Source organism: Erwinia billingiae Eb661 (assembly GCF_000196615.1).
GTDB lineage: Bacteria > Pseudomonadota > Gammaproteobacteria > Enterobacterales > Enterobacteriaceae > Erwinia > Erwinia billingiae.
In genome coordinates, this window is the sequence record NC_014306.1 from 2,912,216 (window position 1) to 2,931,260 (window position 19,045).

At 54.0% G+C, this 19,045-nt stretch carries 14 protein-coding genes; 8 read left to right on the forward strand and 6 right to left on the reverse strand.

What is annotated here, in order from left to right:
- The first annotated feature begins 49 nt into the window (after positions 1–49).
- The 5 genes from umuC (at position 50) to EBC_RS14730 (ending at position 8,185) form a co-directional block, all read left to right on the forward strand.
- The gene (gene umuC / locus EBC_RS14710; RefSeq protein WP_013202612.1) at positions 50–1,309 is read left to right on the forward strand and encodes a translesion error-prone DNA polymerase V subunit UmuC; all 1,260 of its coding nucleotides are present in this window, start codon (positions 50–52) and stop codon (positions 1,307–1,309) included.
- A gap of 22 nt (positions 1,310–1,331) precedes the next feature.
- Positions 1,332–1,511: a cupin domain-containing protein gene (locus EBC_RS14715; protein ID WP_013202613.1), complete on the forward strand. Its 180-nt coding sequence runs from the start codon at positions 1,332–1,334 to the stop codon at positions 1,509–1,511.
- 212 nt (positions 1,512–1,723) lie between these two features.
- Positions 1,724–2,347 carry a hypothetical protein gene (locus EBC_RS14720; RefSeq protein ID WP_013202614.1) on the forward strand — a complete coding sequence of 208 codons (624 nt, stop codon included), beginning with the start codon at positions 1,724–1,726 and terminating at the stop codon, positions 2,345–2,347.
- A gap of 551 nt (positions 2,348–2,898) precedes the next feature.
- Complete coding sequence (locus tag EBC_RS14725) at positions 2,899–7,563, forward strand: autotransporter domain-containing protein (RefSeq protein WP_013202615.1); 4,665 nt, start codon at positions 2,899–2,901, stop codon at positions 7,561–7,563.
- Between the two features lie 103 nt (positions 7,564–7,666).
- Positions 7,667–8,185: an OmpH family outer membrane protein gene (locus tag EBC_RS14730; RefSeq protein ID WP_013202616.1), complete on the forward strand. Its 519-nt coding sequence runs from the start codon at positions 7,667–7,669 to the stop codon at positions 8,183–8,185.
- A 156-nt stretch (positions 8,186–8,341) separates the two neighbouring features.
- Here EBC_RS14730 and EBC_RS14735 read toward each other — a convergent pair whose 3' ends face one another.
- Together EBC_RS14735 and EBC_RS14740 are read right to left on the reverse strand one after the other, a co-directional pair.
- Positions 8,342–11,050, reverse strand: coding sequence for a cation-transporting P-type ATPase (locus EBC_RS14735; RefSeq protein ID WP_013202617.1), 2,709 nt, complete (start codon positions 11,048–11,050; stop codon positions 8,342–8,344).
- Positions 11,051–11,400: 350 nt separating this feature from the next.
- The gene (locus EBC_RS14740; RefSeq protein ID WP_013202618.1) at positions 11,401–11,838 is read right to left on the reverse strand and encodes an ester cyclase; all 438 of its coding nucleotides are present in this window, start codon (positions 11,836–11,838) and stop codon (positions 11,401–11,403) included.
- A 77-nt stretch (positions 11,839–11,915) separates the two neighbouring features.
- Between EBC_RS14740 and EBC_RS14745 the strand changes: the two genes are divergently transcribed.
- A complete protein-coding gene (locus EBC_RS14745; RefSeq protein ID WP_231853661.1) occupies positions 11,916–12,842 on the forward strand; it encodes a LysR family transcriptional regulator in 927 nt (308 codons plus the stop codon).
- 6 nt (positions 12,843–12,848) lie between these two features.
- Here the strand turns inward: EBC_RS14745 and EBC_RS14750 are convergent, their stop codons facing one another.
- The 3 genes from EBC_RS14750 to EBC_RS14760 all read right to left on the reverse strand — a co-directional run bounded on the left by EBC_RS14750 (position 12,849) and on the right by EBC_RS14760 (position 15,992).
- Entirely contained in the window at positions 12,849–13,907 is a 1,059-nt protein-coding gene (locus EBC_RS14750; RefSeq protein ID WP_231853662.1) for an HPP family protein, read from the reverse strand.
- Between the two features lie 243 nt (positions 13,908–14,150).
- Complete coding sequence (locus EBC_RS14755) at positions 14,151–15,233, reverse strand: amidohydrolase family protein (RefSeq protein WP_013202621.1); 1,083 nt, start codon at positions 15,231–15,233, stop codon at positions 14,151–14,153.
- Between the two features lie 99 nt (positions 15,234–15,332).
- Positions 15,333–15,992 (reverse strand): TetR/AcrR family transcriptional regulator, encoded by a 660-nt coding sequence (locus EBC_RS14760; RefSeq protein ID WP_013202622.1) that lies wholly within the window; start codon positions 15,990–15,992, stop codon positions 15,333–15,335.
- A gap of 168 nt (positions 15,993–16,160) precedes the next feature.
- Here EBC_RS14760 and EBC_RS14765 point away from each other — a divergent pair, with 168 nt between their 5' ends.
- Positions 16,161–16,469, forward strand: a complete 309-nt coding sequence (locus tag EBC_RS14765) for an EthD family reductase (RefSeq protein WP_013202623.1) — start codon at positions 16,161–16,163, stop codon at positions 16,467–16,469.
- A gap of 61 nt (positions 16,470–16,530) precedes the next feature.
- On the opposite strand, the gene hemB is transcribed toward EBC_RS14765, so the two are convergent.
- Positions 16,531–17,508 (reverse strand): porphobilinogen synthase, encoded by a 978-nt coding sequence (gene hemB / locus EBC_RS14770; protein ID WP_013202624.1) that lies wholly within the window; start codon positions 17,506–17,508, stop codon positions 16,531–16,533.
- A gap of 174 nt (positions 17,509–17,682) precedes the next feature.
- Here hemB and EBC_RS14775 point away from each other — a divergent pair, with 174 nt between their 5' ends.
- Complete coding sequence (locus EBC_RS14775) at positions 17,683–19,032, forward strand: cation:proton antiporter (RefSeq protein ID WP_013202625.1); 1,350 nt, start codon at positions 17,683–17,685, stop codon at positions 19,030–19,032.
- Positions 19,033–19,045: the final 13 nt, after the last annotated feature.

The window sequence follows — 19,045 nt, forward strand, 5'->3', positions numbered from 1 at the left end:
TGGAGGCCCACTTTATGTCGCTCATCCCTCACCCATCAGGCAAATCGCTATGTTTGCCCTGGTAGACGTCAACAGCTTTTATGCCTCCTGTGAGACGGTGTTCCGCCCTGACCTCGCAGGCCGCCCGGTGATAGTTCTTTCCAATAACGATGGCTGCGTGATTGCGCGTAACGCCGAGGCCAAGCGGCTGCAGATCAAGATGGGTGCGCCCTACTTTAAGATGCGCGACGAAATTCAGCGGCATAACGTGGCGGTGTTCTCGTCAAACTATGCGCTGTATGCCGACATGTCGCAGCGGGTGATGAGCACGCTGGAAGAGCTGGCGCCGGCAATTGAAATTTACTCGATTGATGAGGCGTTTCTCGATGTCAGCGGCATCAGCAACTGTCTGCCGCTGGATACCTTTGGCCGCCAGGTGCGCGATAAAATCTGGCAGGATACTCACCTGAGAGTCGGCGTGGGGATTGCGCAGACCAAAACCCTCGCCAAGCTGGCGAATTTTGCCGCCAAAAAATGGACCCAAACCGGGCACGTTCTCGATCTCTCCTCGCCTGCCCGCCAGCGTAAGCTGATGGGACTGCTGCCGGTAGAAGAAGTCTGGGGCGTAGGCCGACGCCTGTCGAAAAAGCTGGAAGGATTGGGGATTGAAACCGCGCTGCAGCTGGCCGATACGCCGGTGGCGTTGATCCGCAAGCATTTTGGCGTAGTGCTGGAGCGCACGGTGCGGGAGTTACGCGGGGAAGCCTGCCTGGAGCTGGAAGAGGTGCCGACCAAGCAGCATATCCTCTGCTCACGCTCGTTCGGCCACCGCATTACCGAGTATCAGGAGATGCATGAAGCCATCTGTAGCTATGCTGTCCGGGGCGCGGAAAAACTGCGCCACGAGCGCCAGTACTGCCGCGAAATCGGCACCTTTATCCGTACCAGCCCGCACGATCCCAAACATCCTTATTACACCAATGCCGCCAGCGTTAAGCTGCTGACGCCGACCCAGGATAGCCGCGATATTATTAACGCCGCCATTCAGTGTCTGGACAAAATCTGGCGGCCGGGCCATCGCTATATGAAAGGCGGCATCATGCTCGGCGACTTCTTCAATCAGGGCGTGGCACAACTGAATCTGTTTGATGATTTTCAGCCCAAAGCCAACAGCGAGGCGTTAATGGCCGTGCTGGATACGCTGAATAAACAGAGCGGCAGCCGCGTCTGGTTCGCCGGTCAGGGGATCCAGCGCGACTGGTCGATGAAGCGTGAGATGCTGTCGCCCAGCTACACCACCCGCTTCCGGGATCTGCCGGTTATCCGCTGAGGGTCACTGAACGTGAGGTCGCTTGTCGCGGACGAATATCAGCCATCACTTCCATTTAAAGCGAAAATTTACCGCGGGTGAAGCGTTTAACGAATCTATTGATGATGTACATCGCGGTTATACCACTGACGAACCGGCCGAGGTGATCATTACTTATGCCGGCGTTGAAGGACAGGCGCTGTCAGAACCCTATACCTCTTAATCCAGGATTCATTCACAGCATGCCCTCGTGGCATGCTGCGCGGTACCGTGCCCAACTGGCCAGTACCTGCCAGCAATAACGTAGGGCACATAAGGACCATTTTTCTATAAAAAAAACGCTATCCTGCAGCATCTTGCCGGTGACTCACTCCGTTGTAGCCGGCTTTTTTTCGTACTTAATGTCTACCGCTTGTAGGGCAATGGTTATAAAAAATGCATTCTGATTTAATCTTTATACGCAACAAATTGGTTTTATTTTTCACCAGTGCACTGTTTCTTTGTCTGATGATGGGTCTGGTATTTATTGATGTTCACTGGATGCATGATGCTGTTCATGAGTCATCTTTAACAGAGATAACTCAGGAGCTGATGCTGCTGGTGATTGCACTCATGTATTTTTTTCGCGCAATGCGGCACTCCTCTGCGCGCCCGTCACTGATGCTGATTGGGGGATTTTTTTCCTGCATGTTAATCAGGGAAATGGACTTTTTATTTGATGAAATAAAACATGGGTGTTGGGTCTGGTTCGCCCTCGCCGTTACGGGAATTTGTCTAACTTTTGCCTTAAGATATCCAGAACGTACGCTCGCCGGTCTGGTGAGTTTCCTCCGTCATCCCTCATGGGGAATGATGAGCGCGGGCCTGCTCACTGTACTGGTATTCTCCCGGCTGTTCGGTATGCAGGACCTTTGGCGGACGCTCATGCCTGGAGGATATAGCCATACGGTCAAGAATATGGCGGAAGAGTGCTCTGAGCTGCTCGGCTACAGTTTGTGCCTTTTTGCCACCTGTCGTTATCTTCGCTCGGATTATGCCCTTAACCGTCATCATTCTTGAGCATCTGCGGATAATGAAGCACGCAAATATGATTTTTATAACGGACTCACGTTATTTAATTTTGATGAACTTTTACTGATTTTCGTGGGCGCGGTGAATCTGAGTGGAACTCACCGATTGCCCTTTCAGATCCTGACTAAAAACTCACCTCCTTGCTCCTACCCCCTTAAATCTCTCCTTTAACAGCGATGCCCCATACGTAATAAAAGTATCGGAATCCTAAGAATCAACGAACAAAAACCCCCACCGAACCCAACCTCCGTCGCTCCCGGCCTTCAATCCAAAACCCACTCATCTTAAAAAATCAGCACAAAAACATAGTTATAATATTATAACCGGAACATAAATCTATTTATTTGGTTAATTGCGATATATGAATCCAGAGAAAAAATTCCCTGAGATAATGTCAATATGCAGGCAACTCACTCATTAACGTTCGAGCTACTGAAGTCTGAACTCTATCCCTCAGATAAATCTGTGAGTAAAGCCGATGCCGATTATCCATTAACGACATGCGGAAATTTCAATATTTACAGAATTAGGAACTCAAAATGAACGCACAGAACAATTCCCCTCACCATAAAAAAAGTTTAATTGCCCTGACCATACTGATGTCTCTGGGCGGGCAAACAGCTTCTGCCGCAGAAGAGGATCTTGTTAATCAAAAAACGCGGGTTATCGATACCTGCCCTTCATCGGAAGAGATGAAAAAACTGCCGAAGGCAGAATTAGAACGTTTGCCAGAATCATGTAATAGCAATCCGACAAATGCTGCATCCAATGAAATGCTGTATGGGGTGGCTGGTGTGGGTGCGGTTGCCTTAACGGGTTTAGTGGCTATGAACTCGGGTGGCAGTTCTTCGTCGACATCTGATGTCCCGGTGACGCCTGATGTACCGGTAACGCCTGATGCGCCGGTAACGCCTGATGCGCCGGTAACGCCTGATGCCCCGGTAACGCCTGATGCGCCGGTAACGCCTGATGCGCCGGTCACACCTGAAGAAGTGATTATCGATCGACCTACACAGGTTGGCTCCGGAGAAACCGGTAATGTTATAGCCGGAGATGGCCAATTAATTGTTATTAACGGTGGTTCCGTTGTTTCAGGCGAGGACAGTACGGGAAGCCATATCGCTGGTGAAAATAACACCATTGATATTAACAACTCCACAAGCGTGGAGGCCGGTGGCAGCGGTACTGTGGTAGATGGTGATAACAATACCGTCAATATCAACGGGGACTCCCAGACCAGTGGAGAAAAAAGCATTGCCGTTGACGTTACAGGCAGTAATGCCCAGGTCACTCAAAATGGTGCTATGACGGTCACTGGCGGAGCCACAGGTTTGCAGGTCACCGGCAATAATGCGGCAGTAACAAATACCGGCTCTCTATCTGTTCAGGATGAGACGTCGGTGGGGGTAAATATTGCCGGAGATAATGCCACATTTTCCAACACCGGCGATATTTATGTCAGATCTTTCGGAACCGGCGTCAATATTACTGGCGACAGCGCGTTGGCCAACCTGAATGGCAATATTCTCGTTGACGGTGCGGATAAAAAGGAAGGCGCAACCGGATTACACCTGACCTCTTCAAACAGCAGCATAAATATCTCCGGTGACCTCACGGTGCAGGATATTACCGTTGGGCCGTTTATATCCGGAAATGAGAAGAAAGATAATATTATCGGTGTGGATGTCACCGGCAGCAACAACGTACTGACCATCGATGGCCAGTTAACGGTATTGCAACAAAGTGACAGGCAGTCAAGCTCATCGTCCCATCCAACGATTTATGGCGTTAATGTCGGAGGAGACAGCAACACCATCAATATTACCGGCGGGATCCATGTCTCTTCAGTATTGGTAAATGCCGATGAAAATGCGGTGTACGCCAAACATGTCGTTGGCGTCGACATTCAGGGAAGTAATAACATTATCAGTTTTAGCGGACAGTCTTCTTTTACTGCTGCGTCTTCAAGTTATATCATTTTTAGTATGGCAGAAATAAATGGGGACAATAACCAAATCATATTAAATGAAGACTTTGAACTGTCTTTTAACATGGATAACACCTCACCTCTTAAATCATCAGAGTTATTTAACGATAGAATTCAATTCATCAATGTGGGAAATAACAATAACCTTATTAATGAGGGTAAATTATCCGGAGATACTTACGATTACATAGCTACCACAGCAGGTACTGGTTCGAACCTCATTAATAATGGCGACGTAAACTTAACACTGACTCAAAAAGAGTCTAGCCTGGTCTTTTTCGCAGGCGCCAATGGGATGGCTTATAATGGCGACGACGGCATAATTACACTCAGGTCTTCAAACTTCCAGAAAAACTGGAATGCAGGAGCCTGGCTTACCCCCTTCGGCGCTTCAGTTGGCAGCACAGTGGCCCTGCTGGCATACGACTCTAACGGTAAGGCCCTTAACGATGGCACCCTCTCCGTTGCGGGGACCTCAGCGTTTGGCATCCATGCCCGTAGTGGGGCCACGGGCATCAATAATGGCACCATCATTTCTGATGCCATGCAGCTGCATGCCGGGGCAGAAAAAGGCACCTTCACTGACGAAAAAACACTGACCTTCGATGCCACATCAAAATACCGTGGTGCGGCCATGTACGGTGAAAATAATTCTGTCCTGCAGAATAACGGCGATCTTGTCGTCAGTAACGCCGGCAGCGGTATGTTTGTGGATAACGCAACCGCATTCAACCGTGGCACCATTACCCTGAATGCCGACCATGACGGGGCTGATACCCTGTACGGCATGGTGGCGATTAATGGCGGTGTTATCGTTAATGACGCTGAGGGAATTATCAATATCAATACGGATAAGGGCCTGGCCTTCTATCGCGATGATAGCAGCTATTTATTTAATAACGGGACCGTTAACTTTAACGGCGAAAGCATTAACGCCGATGCACCCAACTTTGGCTCGCAAACGCCATTTGATGATACATGGGATAAAACCTACCTTACCTCGGGACATATCGGCAATACCGGGGAAACGCTGAACCTGAGCACCGAAAAGGAAAGCGGCTTTGTTTCCCTGGATGTCACCAATTACGGGGACACCACGCTCGCCTCGGCGTTTAAGGTAATAGGTGAATTCACCAATGCCGGTACTCTCGGATACCAAAATGGCGGTACCTTGATCACTGACAGCCTGCGTAACCAGGGAACCATTACGGACGGTGTCGCTCTGGCAGGAAAAGCAAGCGGGTATATTTACAATTTTGACGGTGCGATGATTAAAAATAACCCGTCAACGGCCGGAGAACTGATCAATCTTGGTGGCGCCGGCAGCACTCTTTACAACGCCGGCAATATTGTCACGGTGAACGGCAGTAGTGCTGTTGTCACTGGCTCCGCCGATAATCCCACCAACAAAGACTATATTTTCAATGATAAAACCGGCGTTATTCGCGGCGAGAATGTTAATGATGGCGCATTAATTGAGCTGGGGCGCTTTTATAAATTGTATAACCAGGGCGAAATAACGTTAAACGGCAACAATGCCGTGGCGATTAAAGGCATGAATTCAGCGTATGATATAGGCGTATATAACTCCGGCGTGATCAACCTGGGCACTGAGGAAGGGAAAAATGCCGGCACTAACGGTAAAGGGCTGATTGCCATTCAGATAGCTTCGCCAGGTAAATTTTATAATAACGCTGACGGCGTCATTAATATCTGGGCAGATAACTCCTACGCCTTTGAACTTGCCAATACGGCACGGAAGCCGAACATCGTTAATAACGGGACAATCAACTTACTCTGCAACACGGACTGTGGCGTTTTCAAAAATGACGCCACCGCGCAGAGAGAAGTTAAGGGGGACGATGTATGGTCGCCTCCGGCCGCACCAACATCCGGCCTGCTGACGAATTATATTATCGGCACCAACGCGGATGGCACCGCCGGTACTTTTGCAGCAAAAGATATCGTTATTGGTAATAAGGTGATGATTAACTCCGCATTCACTGCCGGATCGGCCGACACGGCCGTGACCTTCAGCGACGTTTTCCAGGCCCGGAGTATCAGCGGTGAAGAGAATATCACCTCCTCCACCGTGGTGTGGAACGCCTCGGCGTCTAAAAACGCGGAAGGTAACGTCGACGTGACCATGACTAAAAATGAGTATGCCGATGTGGTAACTGACACCAGCGTGAGCAGTGTCGCTACTGCACTCGACAAGTCCTATACCAATAACGCCCTGTTCAGCAGCCTGAATGTCGGCTCAACCGCCTCTCTGAATAAAGCCCTCAAGCAGATTTCCGGGGCGCAGGCAAAAGGTGTTGATCGTGAAACCCGCGTTCTGAGTCAGCGCTTCACCATGCTGGCGGAGAATGCACCGGTCACAACGGCAGGCGGCCTGTCATTCAACCTGGTCGCAAAAGGGGATAAGCGCGCAGAGATGGATAACAAGGTGACTTACGACATGCTTGCCCTGCGTCAGACCTTTGATATTGGAACCGGCGAACTGTCAGCGGCATACGGTATTGCCCGCCTGAGTGGTAAAGGTGGCAACGACAGTACCCGTGCCGGCGATAATGGCCTGACCGGCGGGTACAGCCAGTTCTACGGTCTGGGCTACAGCCTGCCGGTTGGCGGGGGTTACATCTGGGACAACAACCTGCGCTACGATCGCCACCAGCTGGACAGTCGCCGCAGCCTGAGCTTTGAGGGCGTGAATGCGTCAGCCGCGTCGTCCGGCTTGTATCAGTCACTTGAATACCGCAGCGAAGGGAAAAAACAGCTGACCGTGGCCGACGGCCTGACCGTGACACCGTTTGCCGGCATGGCAATGCGTCATAACGCGACGGACGGCTACCAGGAGAGCGGTGCAGGTGATTTTAACCTGAAGGTGGACCGTTACAGTGAAACCACGGTAGACGTTGTCACCGGCCTGCGTCTGAACTATGCAGGGCAGAACGGCTGGGGAGCGAATGCCACGCTGGAAGCGGGTCCGAATGTGGGCTACAGCCAGAGCGGCCGCACAGCATCCCTGCAGGGCATGAAGGGGCAGAGCTTCCGCGTGGATACGGACAAAGAACGCGGTGGGCTCAATTCCCGTGCGTCCGTGGGGGCTAACTACCGCAGCGGAAACGTAGGATTTGACATGAATGCCTATCAGTGGAAGGAAAATGGCGCATCGGACAATGGTTTTGTGCTGAACGTATCGCGTAGTTTCTGATGTAAAAGGCTTTGAAAGCTGTCATCTGCCGTTTCCCGATCAAGGTCGATTAACGGCAGATGATAATCAGAAAAAAATATTGAAGAGGTTCCAGAGAAATACCATGAAAAGCGGAAGTCTATTGCTGTTACTCACAGCGCTAACAGGTGGCCTGCTGCTCAGCGGCTGCAATGATAAGGGGAATGAGAAAGTGACCATGCGTTTTGTAAATATGGATAAAGTGCTGCAGGAAACCGGTTTTGCCGCTCAGCAAGCGTCGCATCTGCAAGCCGTGCGGGAAAGCCTGATGGCTGGCGAAGCAAAGGCAAGCGAGAGTTATGCAGGTATGGATGAAGAGAAGCGTCAGAAGGCATCATTAGCGGATCGTCAGCTACTGGCGGTGCAATGGCAGGCCGAAAAACAGGCGGCACATCAGCGTGTGACGGGCATGGTGAAGCAGGCATCGGATAGCTGGATGAAAGAGCACGGTGTCTCGGCGATCATGCCACTGAGTTCGGCTGTTGCGGTGAGTCCTGAGGCAGATGTGACGGAAGCTATCGTGGCATCGTTGAAAGGAAAGACGGTAAGTTTCGGAACGGTTCCGGAAATAACGTTAAAACAGGACGAAAAGAGCAAAAGCTGACGTTATGTATAGGTCTTCGGGTAGCAAGGTTCTTTTTTAATCATGAGTAAATATCCCCCTAATGCATCGGCTGGCCATAATGGCCAGCCTTTTTATTAAACGGGCTGGGATAAACACATTACCCAGCACGCTAACCCGCAGAATGGCTGAGTGCAATTAGCGGCGCATAAGTTTTTTTTCCAGTTCGACGATCAGGAACAGCACTGCGCCAATCGCCAGGGTAATGCCCCAGTAACGCAGCGGAATCGCCTCAGTGCCGAACAACAGTTGCATAAAGGGCACATAGATAATCATCAGTTGCAGCAGCAATAACACGCCGCTGACCAGCCACAGACCTTTGTTGGCCAACACGCTGCGACCGAGCGAGAAACCGTTGCTGACGCGGCAGTTCAGCATATAGAACCACTGTGCGGTCACCAGCGTCTGCAGCAGCACGGTGCGGATAAACTCCGGACTGTGTCCGCGTGGCTGTAACCAGGCTTCCAGCGCAAAGGCGCTGAGCGCAATCAGCGTGCCGACAAAGGCCACGCGCCAGATGGCAAAGCCGTCCATCACATGCTGCGTCGGGTTGCGCGGCGGACGTAGCATCACGTTGCGCTCGGCGGCTTCAAACGCCAGGGCGAACGAGAGCGTGGCGGAAGTCGCCATATTCATCCACAGGATCAGCACCGGGGTTAACGGCACGATATTGCCCGCCAGCAGCGCAATGATGATCAGCAAACCTTGCGCCAGGTTGGTCGGCATAATAAACAGGATGGTTTTCTTCAGGTTGTCATACACCCGGCGCCCTTCCTGCACGGCGCCGGCAATGGTGGCAAAGTTGTCATCGGTCAGCACCATATCAGCAGCTTCTTTGGTCACTTCGGTGCCTTTGATGCCCATGGCGATGCCGACATCCGCCTGCTTCAACGCCGGAGCATCGTTGACGCCATCGCCGGTCATGCCCACGATTTCGCCTTTATCCTGCAGGGCTTTGACCAGCCGCAACTTATGCTCCGGGCTGGTGCGGGCGAAGATATCGTAACTGACCGCCGCTTCGCGCAGTTCCTCATCATTCATCGCCTCCAGATCGTGGCCGGTCAGCGCACGGTCACTGTTGGCCATGCCCAGCATTTGCGCAATATTCATCGCCGTTTGCGGATGATCGCCGGTGATCATTTTGACGCGTACGCCCGCCTGCTGACAGGTACGGATGGCATAGATAGCTTCCGGCCGCGGGGGATCCATCATGCCGGCGATGCCGAGGAAAATTAATCCTCCGTGCAGCACATCATGATCGAGCTGGGTCAGGTCGTCAGGTGCCGGCATCCACGCCGCTGCCACCATCCGCAGTCCCTGTCTGGCATAGTGGGTGATTTTCTCTTCCCAGTAAGCCTGGTCAAAGGCGCACAGGCCGTGAGCGCTTTGCTGCTGGCGGGCCAGTGCGAACAGCACATCCGGCGCGCCGGTCACCAGGATCTTATTGCGATCGCCGACCTGATGATGGGTCGCCATGTATTTGTACTGGGAGTCAAAGGGGATCTTCCCTTTCAGCTCGACCTGAATCGCCGGTAAGCCGGATTTGGCCGCCAGCACCTTAAGTGCCCCTTCCGTTGGGCCGCCGGTGACGGTCCAGTGTCCCTGTTCATCCTTCATCAGTTGGCTGTCATTACAGAGGTCGATGGTGCGCAGATAGTCTTCAAGCACCGAACCGGGCGCGATATTCAGCGGCGTTGATTCCCCTTCAAGGGAAATATTGCCCACCGGCTCATAGCTGTCGCCTTCAACCTGATAACAGGCATCGGCGGTGATCACCGCTTTGACGGTCATTTCATTCATCGTCAGCGTGCCGGTTTTATCCGAACAGACCACGGTCATTGCGCCAAGCGTTTCGACAATCGGTAATTTGCGAATAATGGCGTGTTTCCGCGCCATGGTTTGAATACCCAGTGACAGAATAATCGAAATGATTGCCGGTAAGCCTTCAGGTACGGCAGCAACCGCCAGGCTAATTAAAGACAGCAGTAATTCGTCGAGGGGAATATCCCGCCATAACAGGCTGAAAATAAATAACGCCACCATCATCAACAGAATAATGACGAATATCGCTTTGCCGAGTTTATCAATCTGAACCAGCAACGGCGTACGGTGTTTTTCAATGCCGGAAATCATCTGGTTAATATGGCCCAACTCGGTGTCGCCACCGGTGGCAATCACCACGCCGCTGCCGCTACCGGCACTGAGCGTGGTGCCGGAGAACAGCAGATTGGTGCGATCGCCTAATGCCAGTTCACCGCTCAGCGGCTCAGCGGTTTTCGATACCGAGACCGATTCGCCGGTGAGGATCGCTTCTTCCACCCGCAGATTGTGCGCCTCAATCACCCGCAGGTCAGCCGGAATGCGGTCACCCGCGCGCAGGATGACGATATCGCCAGGCACCAGATCGCGCGTGGGCTGCGTGCTGTGCTGGCCATCACGCACCACCACGGCTTCGCTGGCGAGCATATTGCTGATGCTTTTGAGGGATTTCTCGGCGTTGTTTTCCTGGATATGGCCAATCAGCGCGTTAATTACCGCCACACCCAGGATGACAAGCGTGTCGACCCAGTGCCCCATCACCGCAGTCAGTAATGCGGCTGCCAGCAGGATATAGATCAGCACATCATTGAAGTGAGCGAGGAAGCGCAGCCATGCCGGCTTGCCTTTCGTTTGCGGTAAGGCGTTCGGGCCATACTGATGCTGACGGGCGTTAACTTCCGCCTGACTCAGGCCGTTACGCGACGAATGTTGACGTTGTAAGCCCTGTTCTGCAGAAAGCTGATAATAAGGAATATCTGCCGCAGGCGTGGGGGGAAAGTTTTTATTTTCCGTGGCGAGTTTAGTCAAAATATAACCCCATCAAAGAGTAGAATTCAAAATTTACGATTTGAATTATCTTAATGGAATAGTGATGAAGGCGACTTGATCCGTCGCAATATTTGCCGGAGATGTTATTGAGATACTATTCAGCGAGATTATTTTAACAATCGGTTTAATGTTCGTTTAGTTTAACTTCAAATAAAGGCGTCTGATGAACGGAATTTACAGCGGTAAACGTATTTTTTCTTATGTGGTGCTGGCCATTGTTATTGTTGTGATTATTGGCTTAAGCACCTTTACATTTGTCAGCCATATGGGGTGAATGAATCTCCCCATATTGGCTTTATTATTTTTCGGCAAATAGTTCGGTCGCGTGATTATCCCAGCTGAGGAAACTGCCCCAGTTGGCGGAATAAGCCAAACCAGTCTTCAAGGTGCCAGGTGTGGGTGATGCGTCCGGCGGACAGATGATGAAACTCAAAGATTGGGAAACTCACCGGCTTGCCCGTCGGCGGAATGCCCATAAAATTGCCAAGATGGGTGCCGGTGATTTCTGCGCGCACGCCAACGCGGCCAGGCGTCTGCATCACCTCATGGACATGAATATGCACATCCGGCATCGCCGCGATAAAGCCGAGAATAATCGGCTTCAAGCCTGCGGCGCCTGGCCCCTGGCCCGGTGCCAGCGGGATGTCCTGCCAGTCGTCGCTGACAACGCGATCCAGTAAATCCGGATCCTTATCGTTAAACGCGCGGTAGATCGTTTCAACAGCGCGACGTTCTGTTAATCCCAGTTCTGTTTCGGCATGGCTCATGGTTGACTCCTGTGGTGTAGATGATTGCCTGAGGATAAAGCGCCCGCTATTATCAATCCAACAAATAACCGATATAGATGACTATACGATTTATGGATTTTCATGGCATCGATCTGAATCTGCTGGTGGCGTTTAATGCGCTGAGTGAAGAACGCAATGTCACCCGCGCGGCCAGCCGTGTAGGCGTCAGCCAGCCGGCGATGAGCGCGGCCCTCGCCCGCCTGCGCACGCTGTTTGGCGATCCGCTGTTCCAACGCAGTGCCGACGGTTTACAACCGACCGCCCGGGCCAGAGAACTGGCGGAACCGATTGGCAATGCCCTGCAACAGCTGGAAGTGACGCTGATCGCCAGACCGGCTTTCGATCCCAGCACGGTGAATCAGACTTTCCGGCTCGGCATGTCTGAATATCCGGCCTATGTGCTGCTGCCTTTACTGAGTCAGGCGCTGGAGCATCAGGCACCGGGGATCCGGCTGACGGTGCTGAATTTCGATCACCGCGATCGGGCAATCGATCTGCTGGATGCGGGGAAAATTGATGCGGCGATTGGCGTGCCGACCGGCCAGCAGAATAACCGTATTCTTTCGCAGCCGCTGTTGCAGGACGAGTTTGTCACGCTGCTGCGGCACGACCATCCGCTGGCCAGCCGCGAGATGGATATGGCGACGTTTCTGCAGCTGAAGCATGTGCTGGTTTCGCCGGAAGGTGATGGCTATGGCCTGGTGGATCAGGTGTTGGCGCAGCAGGGATTACAGCGCATCCGGGCGCTGACGCTGCCACAGATGTTTGCGGCACCCGCGCTGGTCGCCGCCACGGATATGGTGACCACGGTAATGAAGCGCGTTGCGCAGCACGCGTCGGCCACCGGGCAATTACGGATGTTCACGCCGCCAGTGACCTTGCCGGTTGTGCCATTCGACCTGATGTGGCATCGCCGTAACGCCGGATCTTCCGCACAGACGTGGCTCAGAGCGCTGATCGTCTCGCTGGCGTCGTCACTTTAGCGGTGCTCAGGCCGCACGGCCCTTCTCAAGCTGCTCCTGGTACAACGCCGCCAGCACATCGGAGGCGGTCACCAGCCCGACCAGCTTGCCGGCCGGGTCAATCACCAGCGAACACTGCATGCTCTGCAGCGTGAACGGCAACACCAGCTGCTCAACGGCATCATCCGGCGCACAGCGCGGGAAGGCGGTGCACATCACCTGTGAGATGGGATGCGTGGCCAGATCGTCAGGCCGTCTCTCCGCGTCCGCCAGTAAATCCCGCGAGGTGACGATCCCCAACAGCTCACCCGCTTTCGATACCACCGGCAGAACATCGATGCGATGCTGTCGCAGCAGGCTGCCCGCCTCGTGACAGGAGGCATCCGGTTCAATGGTCCACAGCTCTCGGGTCATAAAATCGGCGCAGCGCAGCCCACCAAAATGCCGGCGATGCGCGCGCTGCTCAGCCTGAGACAAAATCGCCTGCAGGTCACCCTCATCGATATCAACATACTCGCCCCGCGCCGCCAGCACCGCATGCAAATCTTCCCGGCTGACGCCAATCCGCTGCGCCGGCCTGACCGGTGTTTTATCGGCGGCGTTGACCGGTGCGGCGTGAGGATAGCGTCGACGCAGCGCATTGTTGAACACCAGCGCCACGGCGGTCAGTAACAGCGAATTCACCAGCACCGGCACGATGGCAAACGCCCAGCCAAGATGGCTAATCGCCGGTCCGCCGAAAACGGCGGTCAGCGCCACGGCACCACTCGGCGGATGCAGGCAGCGCAAAGAGAACATCAGGGCGATGGTCAGGCCCACGGAGATCCCGCCCGCCAGGCCGCTATGCCCTATCCATTGCGCACAGGCAACACCGATCACCGAGGCCAGCAGATTGCCGCCAATGATTGACCAGGGTTGCGCTAAAGGACTGGCAGGCACGCCAAACAACAGAACCGCAGATGCGCCCATCGGCGCAATAAACCACGGGTTGGCTTCGCCAAGCATCAGGTGGGACAACTGAAAGGTGGCGGTGAGCGCAATGGCGGCACCGATGGCGGCAGCCAGACGTTCTTTCAGGGAAGGCACGGTCGCCTGCGGCCAAAAGGTGCGGGCCCAGCGGATTAGGGGGAATATGAGCTTCATCAATATAGGGGGGAAGTGTCCGGAATAAAAATAAGGCTAGCATTTTAGCTAGCCAAGGTAACGATAGCCAGATAAATGGCGATTAACTCAGAGAATGCCCGGTCGGCGAATCTTTGTAAACCGGTCAGGCGTTCAGGCGGTCAACTGATGCTACCTGCCTTCCCTGCCGCGTGAGGAATGCGAGGCTTATGCGCCGAGGCGAAGAATCGATGTGGCATTTCCCCAGGCAACCGCATTACGCTCCTGCTCAGTGATATTGGCGGTTTTAAGCCAGTTCACCGCAATTTCGGTGCTTTCAAACGGGTAGTCGATCGAGAACATCACATTTTCACTGCCCATTGAATCCAGCGCACACCTGAGCGCGGCATCATTACAGACACCCGAGGTGGTGATGGTGATGTTCTTTTTGGCATACCAGGAAGGCGGATGCTTGATGGCAAACGTCTGATTGGCAATTTGATAGCGGCTATCCAGACGCCACAACTGGATGGGTAGCGTCTCGCCCATATGGCCCAATATCACCCGCGCGCCAGGGTAACGGTCAAACGTCCCGCTGAAAATCAGCCTCAGCGCATGGGAACAGGTTTCTACTGCCCAGCTCCAGACCGGCCCCCACATCTCAGGGTGACCTGCAAACATATGCGGGTAGTCTGGTGGGTTGCCAGGGTGAATGTAAATCGGCACGTTCAGCGCTTCTACGCGCTCCCAGAACACGTCATAGCGGCGGTCATCCAGATACAATCCGTCCGTCTCGCCGTTGATCATGCCACCCTGCATATGAAGCTGTTTTACGCAGCGCTCCAGTTCATTCGCCGCCGCAAGCGGATCCTGCATCGCCAGGTGGGCAAAACCGCCGTAACGACGGGGATTCTTTTGCATCTCGGTGGCCAGTTTGTCATTGGCATAACGGGCCAGTCGCACCGCCTTCACTCTGTCAGGCTCGGCCTGCACGCCAGGACCGGATAAGGACAGCACGGCAAAATCCACGCCATTTTTATCCATAATTTCCAGCCTGCCCTTGCCAAAATCAGACAACGGGGTGACCACTTTATCCACCAGCCCATTGCGCAAGTTCTGCTGAGTTTCATGCAGGTAGCCAACGAACTCAGGCAGCATGAAATGCTCTTCAAGAGCAATGATGCGCCGGGGCGGTTGAACGGCGGCAGGTTCGACAGCCGCCGCCGAGGCAAAATGGCTGCTTCCTGCAAATACGGTGCTTCCCGCCATCACGGCGGTCGCATTCTTAAGAAAATCACGACGATTGGTCATATCAGGGCTCCGGCCACAATTAGGAAACGAATATCGTTTCCTAATTAAGATAACCGTAACGCGGCCTGAAATCGTCTGGCACCTCGTTGCAAAACGTAATCAGTTGAAAGCGCGTGTTAACGACGGGCGGGAGGCCAACAGCATCGGGCTGAAATCTTGCAGGATCTGTGCAATCCGCGGCTGGGGGTTGTAGGTCGGAACCGGCGGCAGGATCCCCAGCGAAATATCACGCAGCAGCGGCGTCACGATCAGCGACTGAAGATAGACCGCTGAATTTGCCGGCCAGAGCGGGTTTAGCAACCCCGCCGCCCTCACCGCGTTCAGCCAGCCGTCGAGCACACTGCCAGCGGTATCAAAACCATTGGCCCGGTACAGCTTGAGGTACTCTGCTTTTTTCTTTAACTCTCCCTGAAGAAACTGATAGATCACCACGGATTCCAGAGAGAGCACCCGCTGCATGAGGGTGATGAAAAAGGCTTCCAGCAATGCGATAACCTCCTGCTCAGTCGCAGGTAAAGCCGGGGCCACAACCTCACTGGTGGAGGTCCATTTCGCAATCATGCCTTCGACGATGGCGTCTTTGTTGCTGAAAAATTTATAGATGGTTTTTTTAGCCAGACCGCCTCGTTTGGCGATCTCATCAATGGTAAGACTGGCCATATCCCGCTCAACAATGAGGATGAAGGCGGTATTGAGTACCTTGTCACGCACGTCACTTTCCGGCGCGGAGGGTCTGCCTCGGGTCTGGTTATCAGTCATTATCGGGTCACTCTGGCATCCGGTTTGCGGTAATTTAGTCATTCCCCGGAGGCATGTAAAGGACAGGCACCCAATGACTCCAAAGCGCTAATCGCTTCGCTGACATCCTCGCTATACTAGAGGGCACGGTGCGGTAAGCGTACCGGGGAAACTCAATGAGGTGAAGGTTTGATTAAATACAGCGTGCTCTATCCGACTACTGAAAACGGCCACTTTGATCATGACTACTATCGCGACGTGCATCTGCCGTTAATCAAAGCGCGGATGGGCGACTATCTGGTCTCGTACAGCATCGACAAAATTCTCTCTGCCCCCGATGGCTCGCCAGCGCCATACGTCGCGGCCTGCCATCTGATCTGCCATTCTGCCGAAGCGTTGCAAAAAGGCATGGCGGGACATGTGGATGAGATTGTCGGTGATGTCGATAACTTCACCAACATTAAATCGGTGAAGTGGATCGCGGAAGTGGTGGTATAACCCACCCCCAGCAGGCATAAAAAAACCGGCTCAACGGCCGGTTTTATCACGCACTGCCGGACTACAGCAGTTTCTTCTCGGCCAGCTCCAGCGCGAAGTAGCTGAAGATCAGATCGGCACCGGCGCGTTTGATGGCACCGAGACTTTCCAGCACCACATCACGCTCGCTGATTGCGCCAGCCTGCGCGGCAAACTTGATCATCGCGTACTCACCGCTCACCTGATAGGCCGCCAGCGGCAGTTCAGTGTGGTCGCGGACGTCACGGATGATATCCAGATAGGCGCCGGCAGGTTTGACCATCAGCGCATCGGCACCTTCGGCCTGATCGATTAACGACTCACGCAGCGCTTCGCGGCGGTTCATCGGGTTCATCTGGTACGTTTTACGGTCGCCCTTCAGAGAAGTGCCTGCCGCTTCACGGAACGGGCCGTAGAACGAGGAAGCAAACTTGGTCGAGTAGGACATGATGGCGGTATCGGTAAAACCGGCGGCATCCAGCGCGTGACGAATGGCGGCAACCTGGCCATCCATTGCCGCGGAAGGCGCGATAAAATCCGCACCCGCGTGAGCCGCCGCAACGGCCTGTTTGCCGAGGTTAATCAGCGTGGCGTCGTTATCCACGCCATGGTCGTGCAGCACACCGCAATGACCGTGGGTGGTGTACTCACAGAAGCAGGTGTCGGACATCACGATCATTTCCGGCACGGTCTCTTTGCAGATCCGCGACATACGGGAAACCAGACCGTTTTCCTGCCATGAGTCACTACCATCCGCGTCGGTATGATGCGAAATACCAAAGGTCATCACCGAACGGATACCGGCCTTAGCAATACGTTCAATTTCATAGGCCAGACGCTTTTCAGGAATGCGCATGACGCCCGGCATCGCCTGAATGGCTTTATAGTCATCAAGACCTTCTTCAACGAAAATAGGCAATGCCAAATCGTTGATACTCAGTGAAGATTCCTGGAACATGGCGCGAAGAGACGGGGTCTGACGGAGACGTCGTGGACGTTGATTAGGCGTATAACTGGACAAAACAACCTCGGTTTAGCGGAGGATCGCTGAAGAAGAAACGTCGTCAGCGAGAAAAAATGAGTCTGCTAACAGTATACCTCTGAACGCCTGCTGACAATCTTTGCGGCGGCGCGCGGCACAGAATGCGTAATTTTATCGTCCATACTTAACGGCTCAACACAAAAAGGAGAAGCAATGGGATTTCTTGGCTGGACCGCCGCTACGGGTGGATTATTACTGTTAATGACGCTGGCATCGGGTTGGATCAAACGCGGCCCGATTACTGCATTTGCGTTATATCTCGCCGTGGGCATTGCCTGCGGCCCCTGGGTGCTCGGCTTGTTATCGATTGATATTGCGGCCCATGCCGAACTGGCAAAAAATCTCACTGAGATCGCCATGGCCGCTTCACTGTTTATTACCGGGCTGAAGCTCAGGCTGCCGCTAAAAAGTCAGGGCTGGCGGATTGGTCTTCGGCTGGCGTTTCCGGGGATGCTGCTGACGGTGCTGGGTGTCACCGTGGTGGCGCACTATCTGGCGGACCTCTCCTGGCCGCTCTCGCTGGCCTTTGGCGCGATCGTCGCCCCGACCGATCCGGTGCTGGCCAGCCTGATTTCGGTTAACGATGCCCGGGATAGCGACAATCTGCGGGTTTCCCTCTCCAGCGAAGCCGGGATGAACGACGGCACCGCCCTGCCGCTGCTGATGCTGGCGGTGATGCTGTTGACCACCCAGGGCGAGCTAACGCTGCCTGACTTTGCGCAATGGGCGCTGGTCGATGTGCTGTGGGCGATTGTTGGCGGGCTGGGGATCGGCTTTATTCTCGGCCGGTTTGTTGGTCAGTACATCACCCATTTGCGCCACCGGCATCAGGATGTCGCCCCGAATGACTTCCTGGCGCTGGCGCTGATTGCCCTGAGCTATGCCGCCGCCCAGGCGCTGGATGCTTCCGGCTTCCTCGCCGCCTTTGCCGCCGGTGTGGGACTGCGTCGCGCAGAAATGCGGGTGATTAACCGTCAACCGGCCGATGACTTTACCGACAGCGACAATCGTCCACCCGCTGAGGTGCTGGTTAATCCGCATATCCGCCACGCGCCGGGCGAAACCAATGCCGCCAGCTCGGTTGGCCTGGTGGTTGGCGATGCGCTCTCCTTCGGTGACACGGTGGAACGGCTGTTCGCCGCCGTGATCATCATTGTGTTGGGCGTTACGCTGGCCCATCACTGGGATCCACAAGGTCTGCTGATGGCGGTGATACTGTTTCTCGTCATCCGCCCGGCCTCGGTGTGGATCGCCACCGCCGGCATGAACGCGCCGCGCAATCAGCGCCTGATTATCGGCTGGTTAGGGATTAGAGGGATTGGCAGTATTAACTACATTGCCTGGGCCTACACCCATGGCGTGGCGGGAGGAGAAGTCACCCGAATGGCGAATATGGCCTTCACGCTGATTGTCGCCAGCGTCATCGTGCATGGCGTGTCGGTAACGCCGTTGCTGAACTGGCGGCAGGCAAAAATTGCCGCCAGACAGAAAAAGGACGATTAAAAACGGCGCGGGT

What these genes read in the sequence shown, in the direction of transcription:
- umuC (WP_013202612.1), top strand. Translation starts at nt 50, where the DNA reads ATGTTTGCCCTGGTAGACGTCAACAGCTTTTATGCCTCCTGTGAGACG.
- EBC_RS14720 (WP_013202614.1), top strand. Translation starts at nt 1,724, where the DNA reads ATGCATTCTGATTTAATCTTTATACGCAACAAATTGGTTTTATTTTTC.
- EBC_RS14725 (WP_013202615.1), top strand. Translation starts at nt 2,899, where the DNA reads ATGAACGCACAGAACAATTCCCCTCACCATAAAAAAAGTTTAATTGCC.
- EBC_RS14730 (WP_013202616.1), top strand. Translation starts at nt 7,667, where the DNA reads ATGAAAAGCGGAAGTCTATTGCTGTTACTCACAGCGCTAACAGGTGGC.
- EBC_RS14740 (WP_013202618.1), bottom strand. Translation starts at nt 11,838, where the DNA reads ATGAGCCATGCCGAAACAGAACTGGGATTAACAGAACGTCGCGCTGTT.
- EBC_RS14745 (WP_231853661.1), top strand. Translation starts at nt 11,916, where the DNA reads ATGACTATACGATTTATGGATTTTCATGGCATCGATCTGAATCTGCTG.
- EBC_RS14755 (WP_013202621.1), bottom strand. Translation starts at nt 15,233, where the DNA reads ATGACCAATCGTCGTGATTTTCTTAAGAATGCGACCGCCGTGATGGCG.
- EBC_RS14760 (WP_013202622.1), bottom strand. Translation starts at nt 15,992, where the DNA reads ATGACTGATAACCAGACCCGAGGCAGACCCTCCGCGCCGGAAAGTGAC.
- EBC_RS14775 (WP_013202625.1), top strand. Translation starts at nt 17,683, where the DNA reads ATGGGATTTCTTGGCTGGACCGCCGCTACGGGTGGATTATTACTGTTA.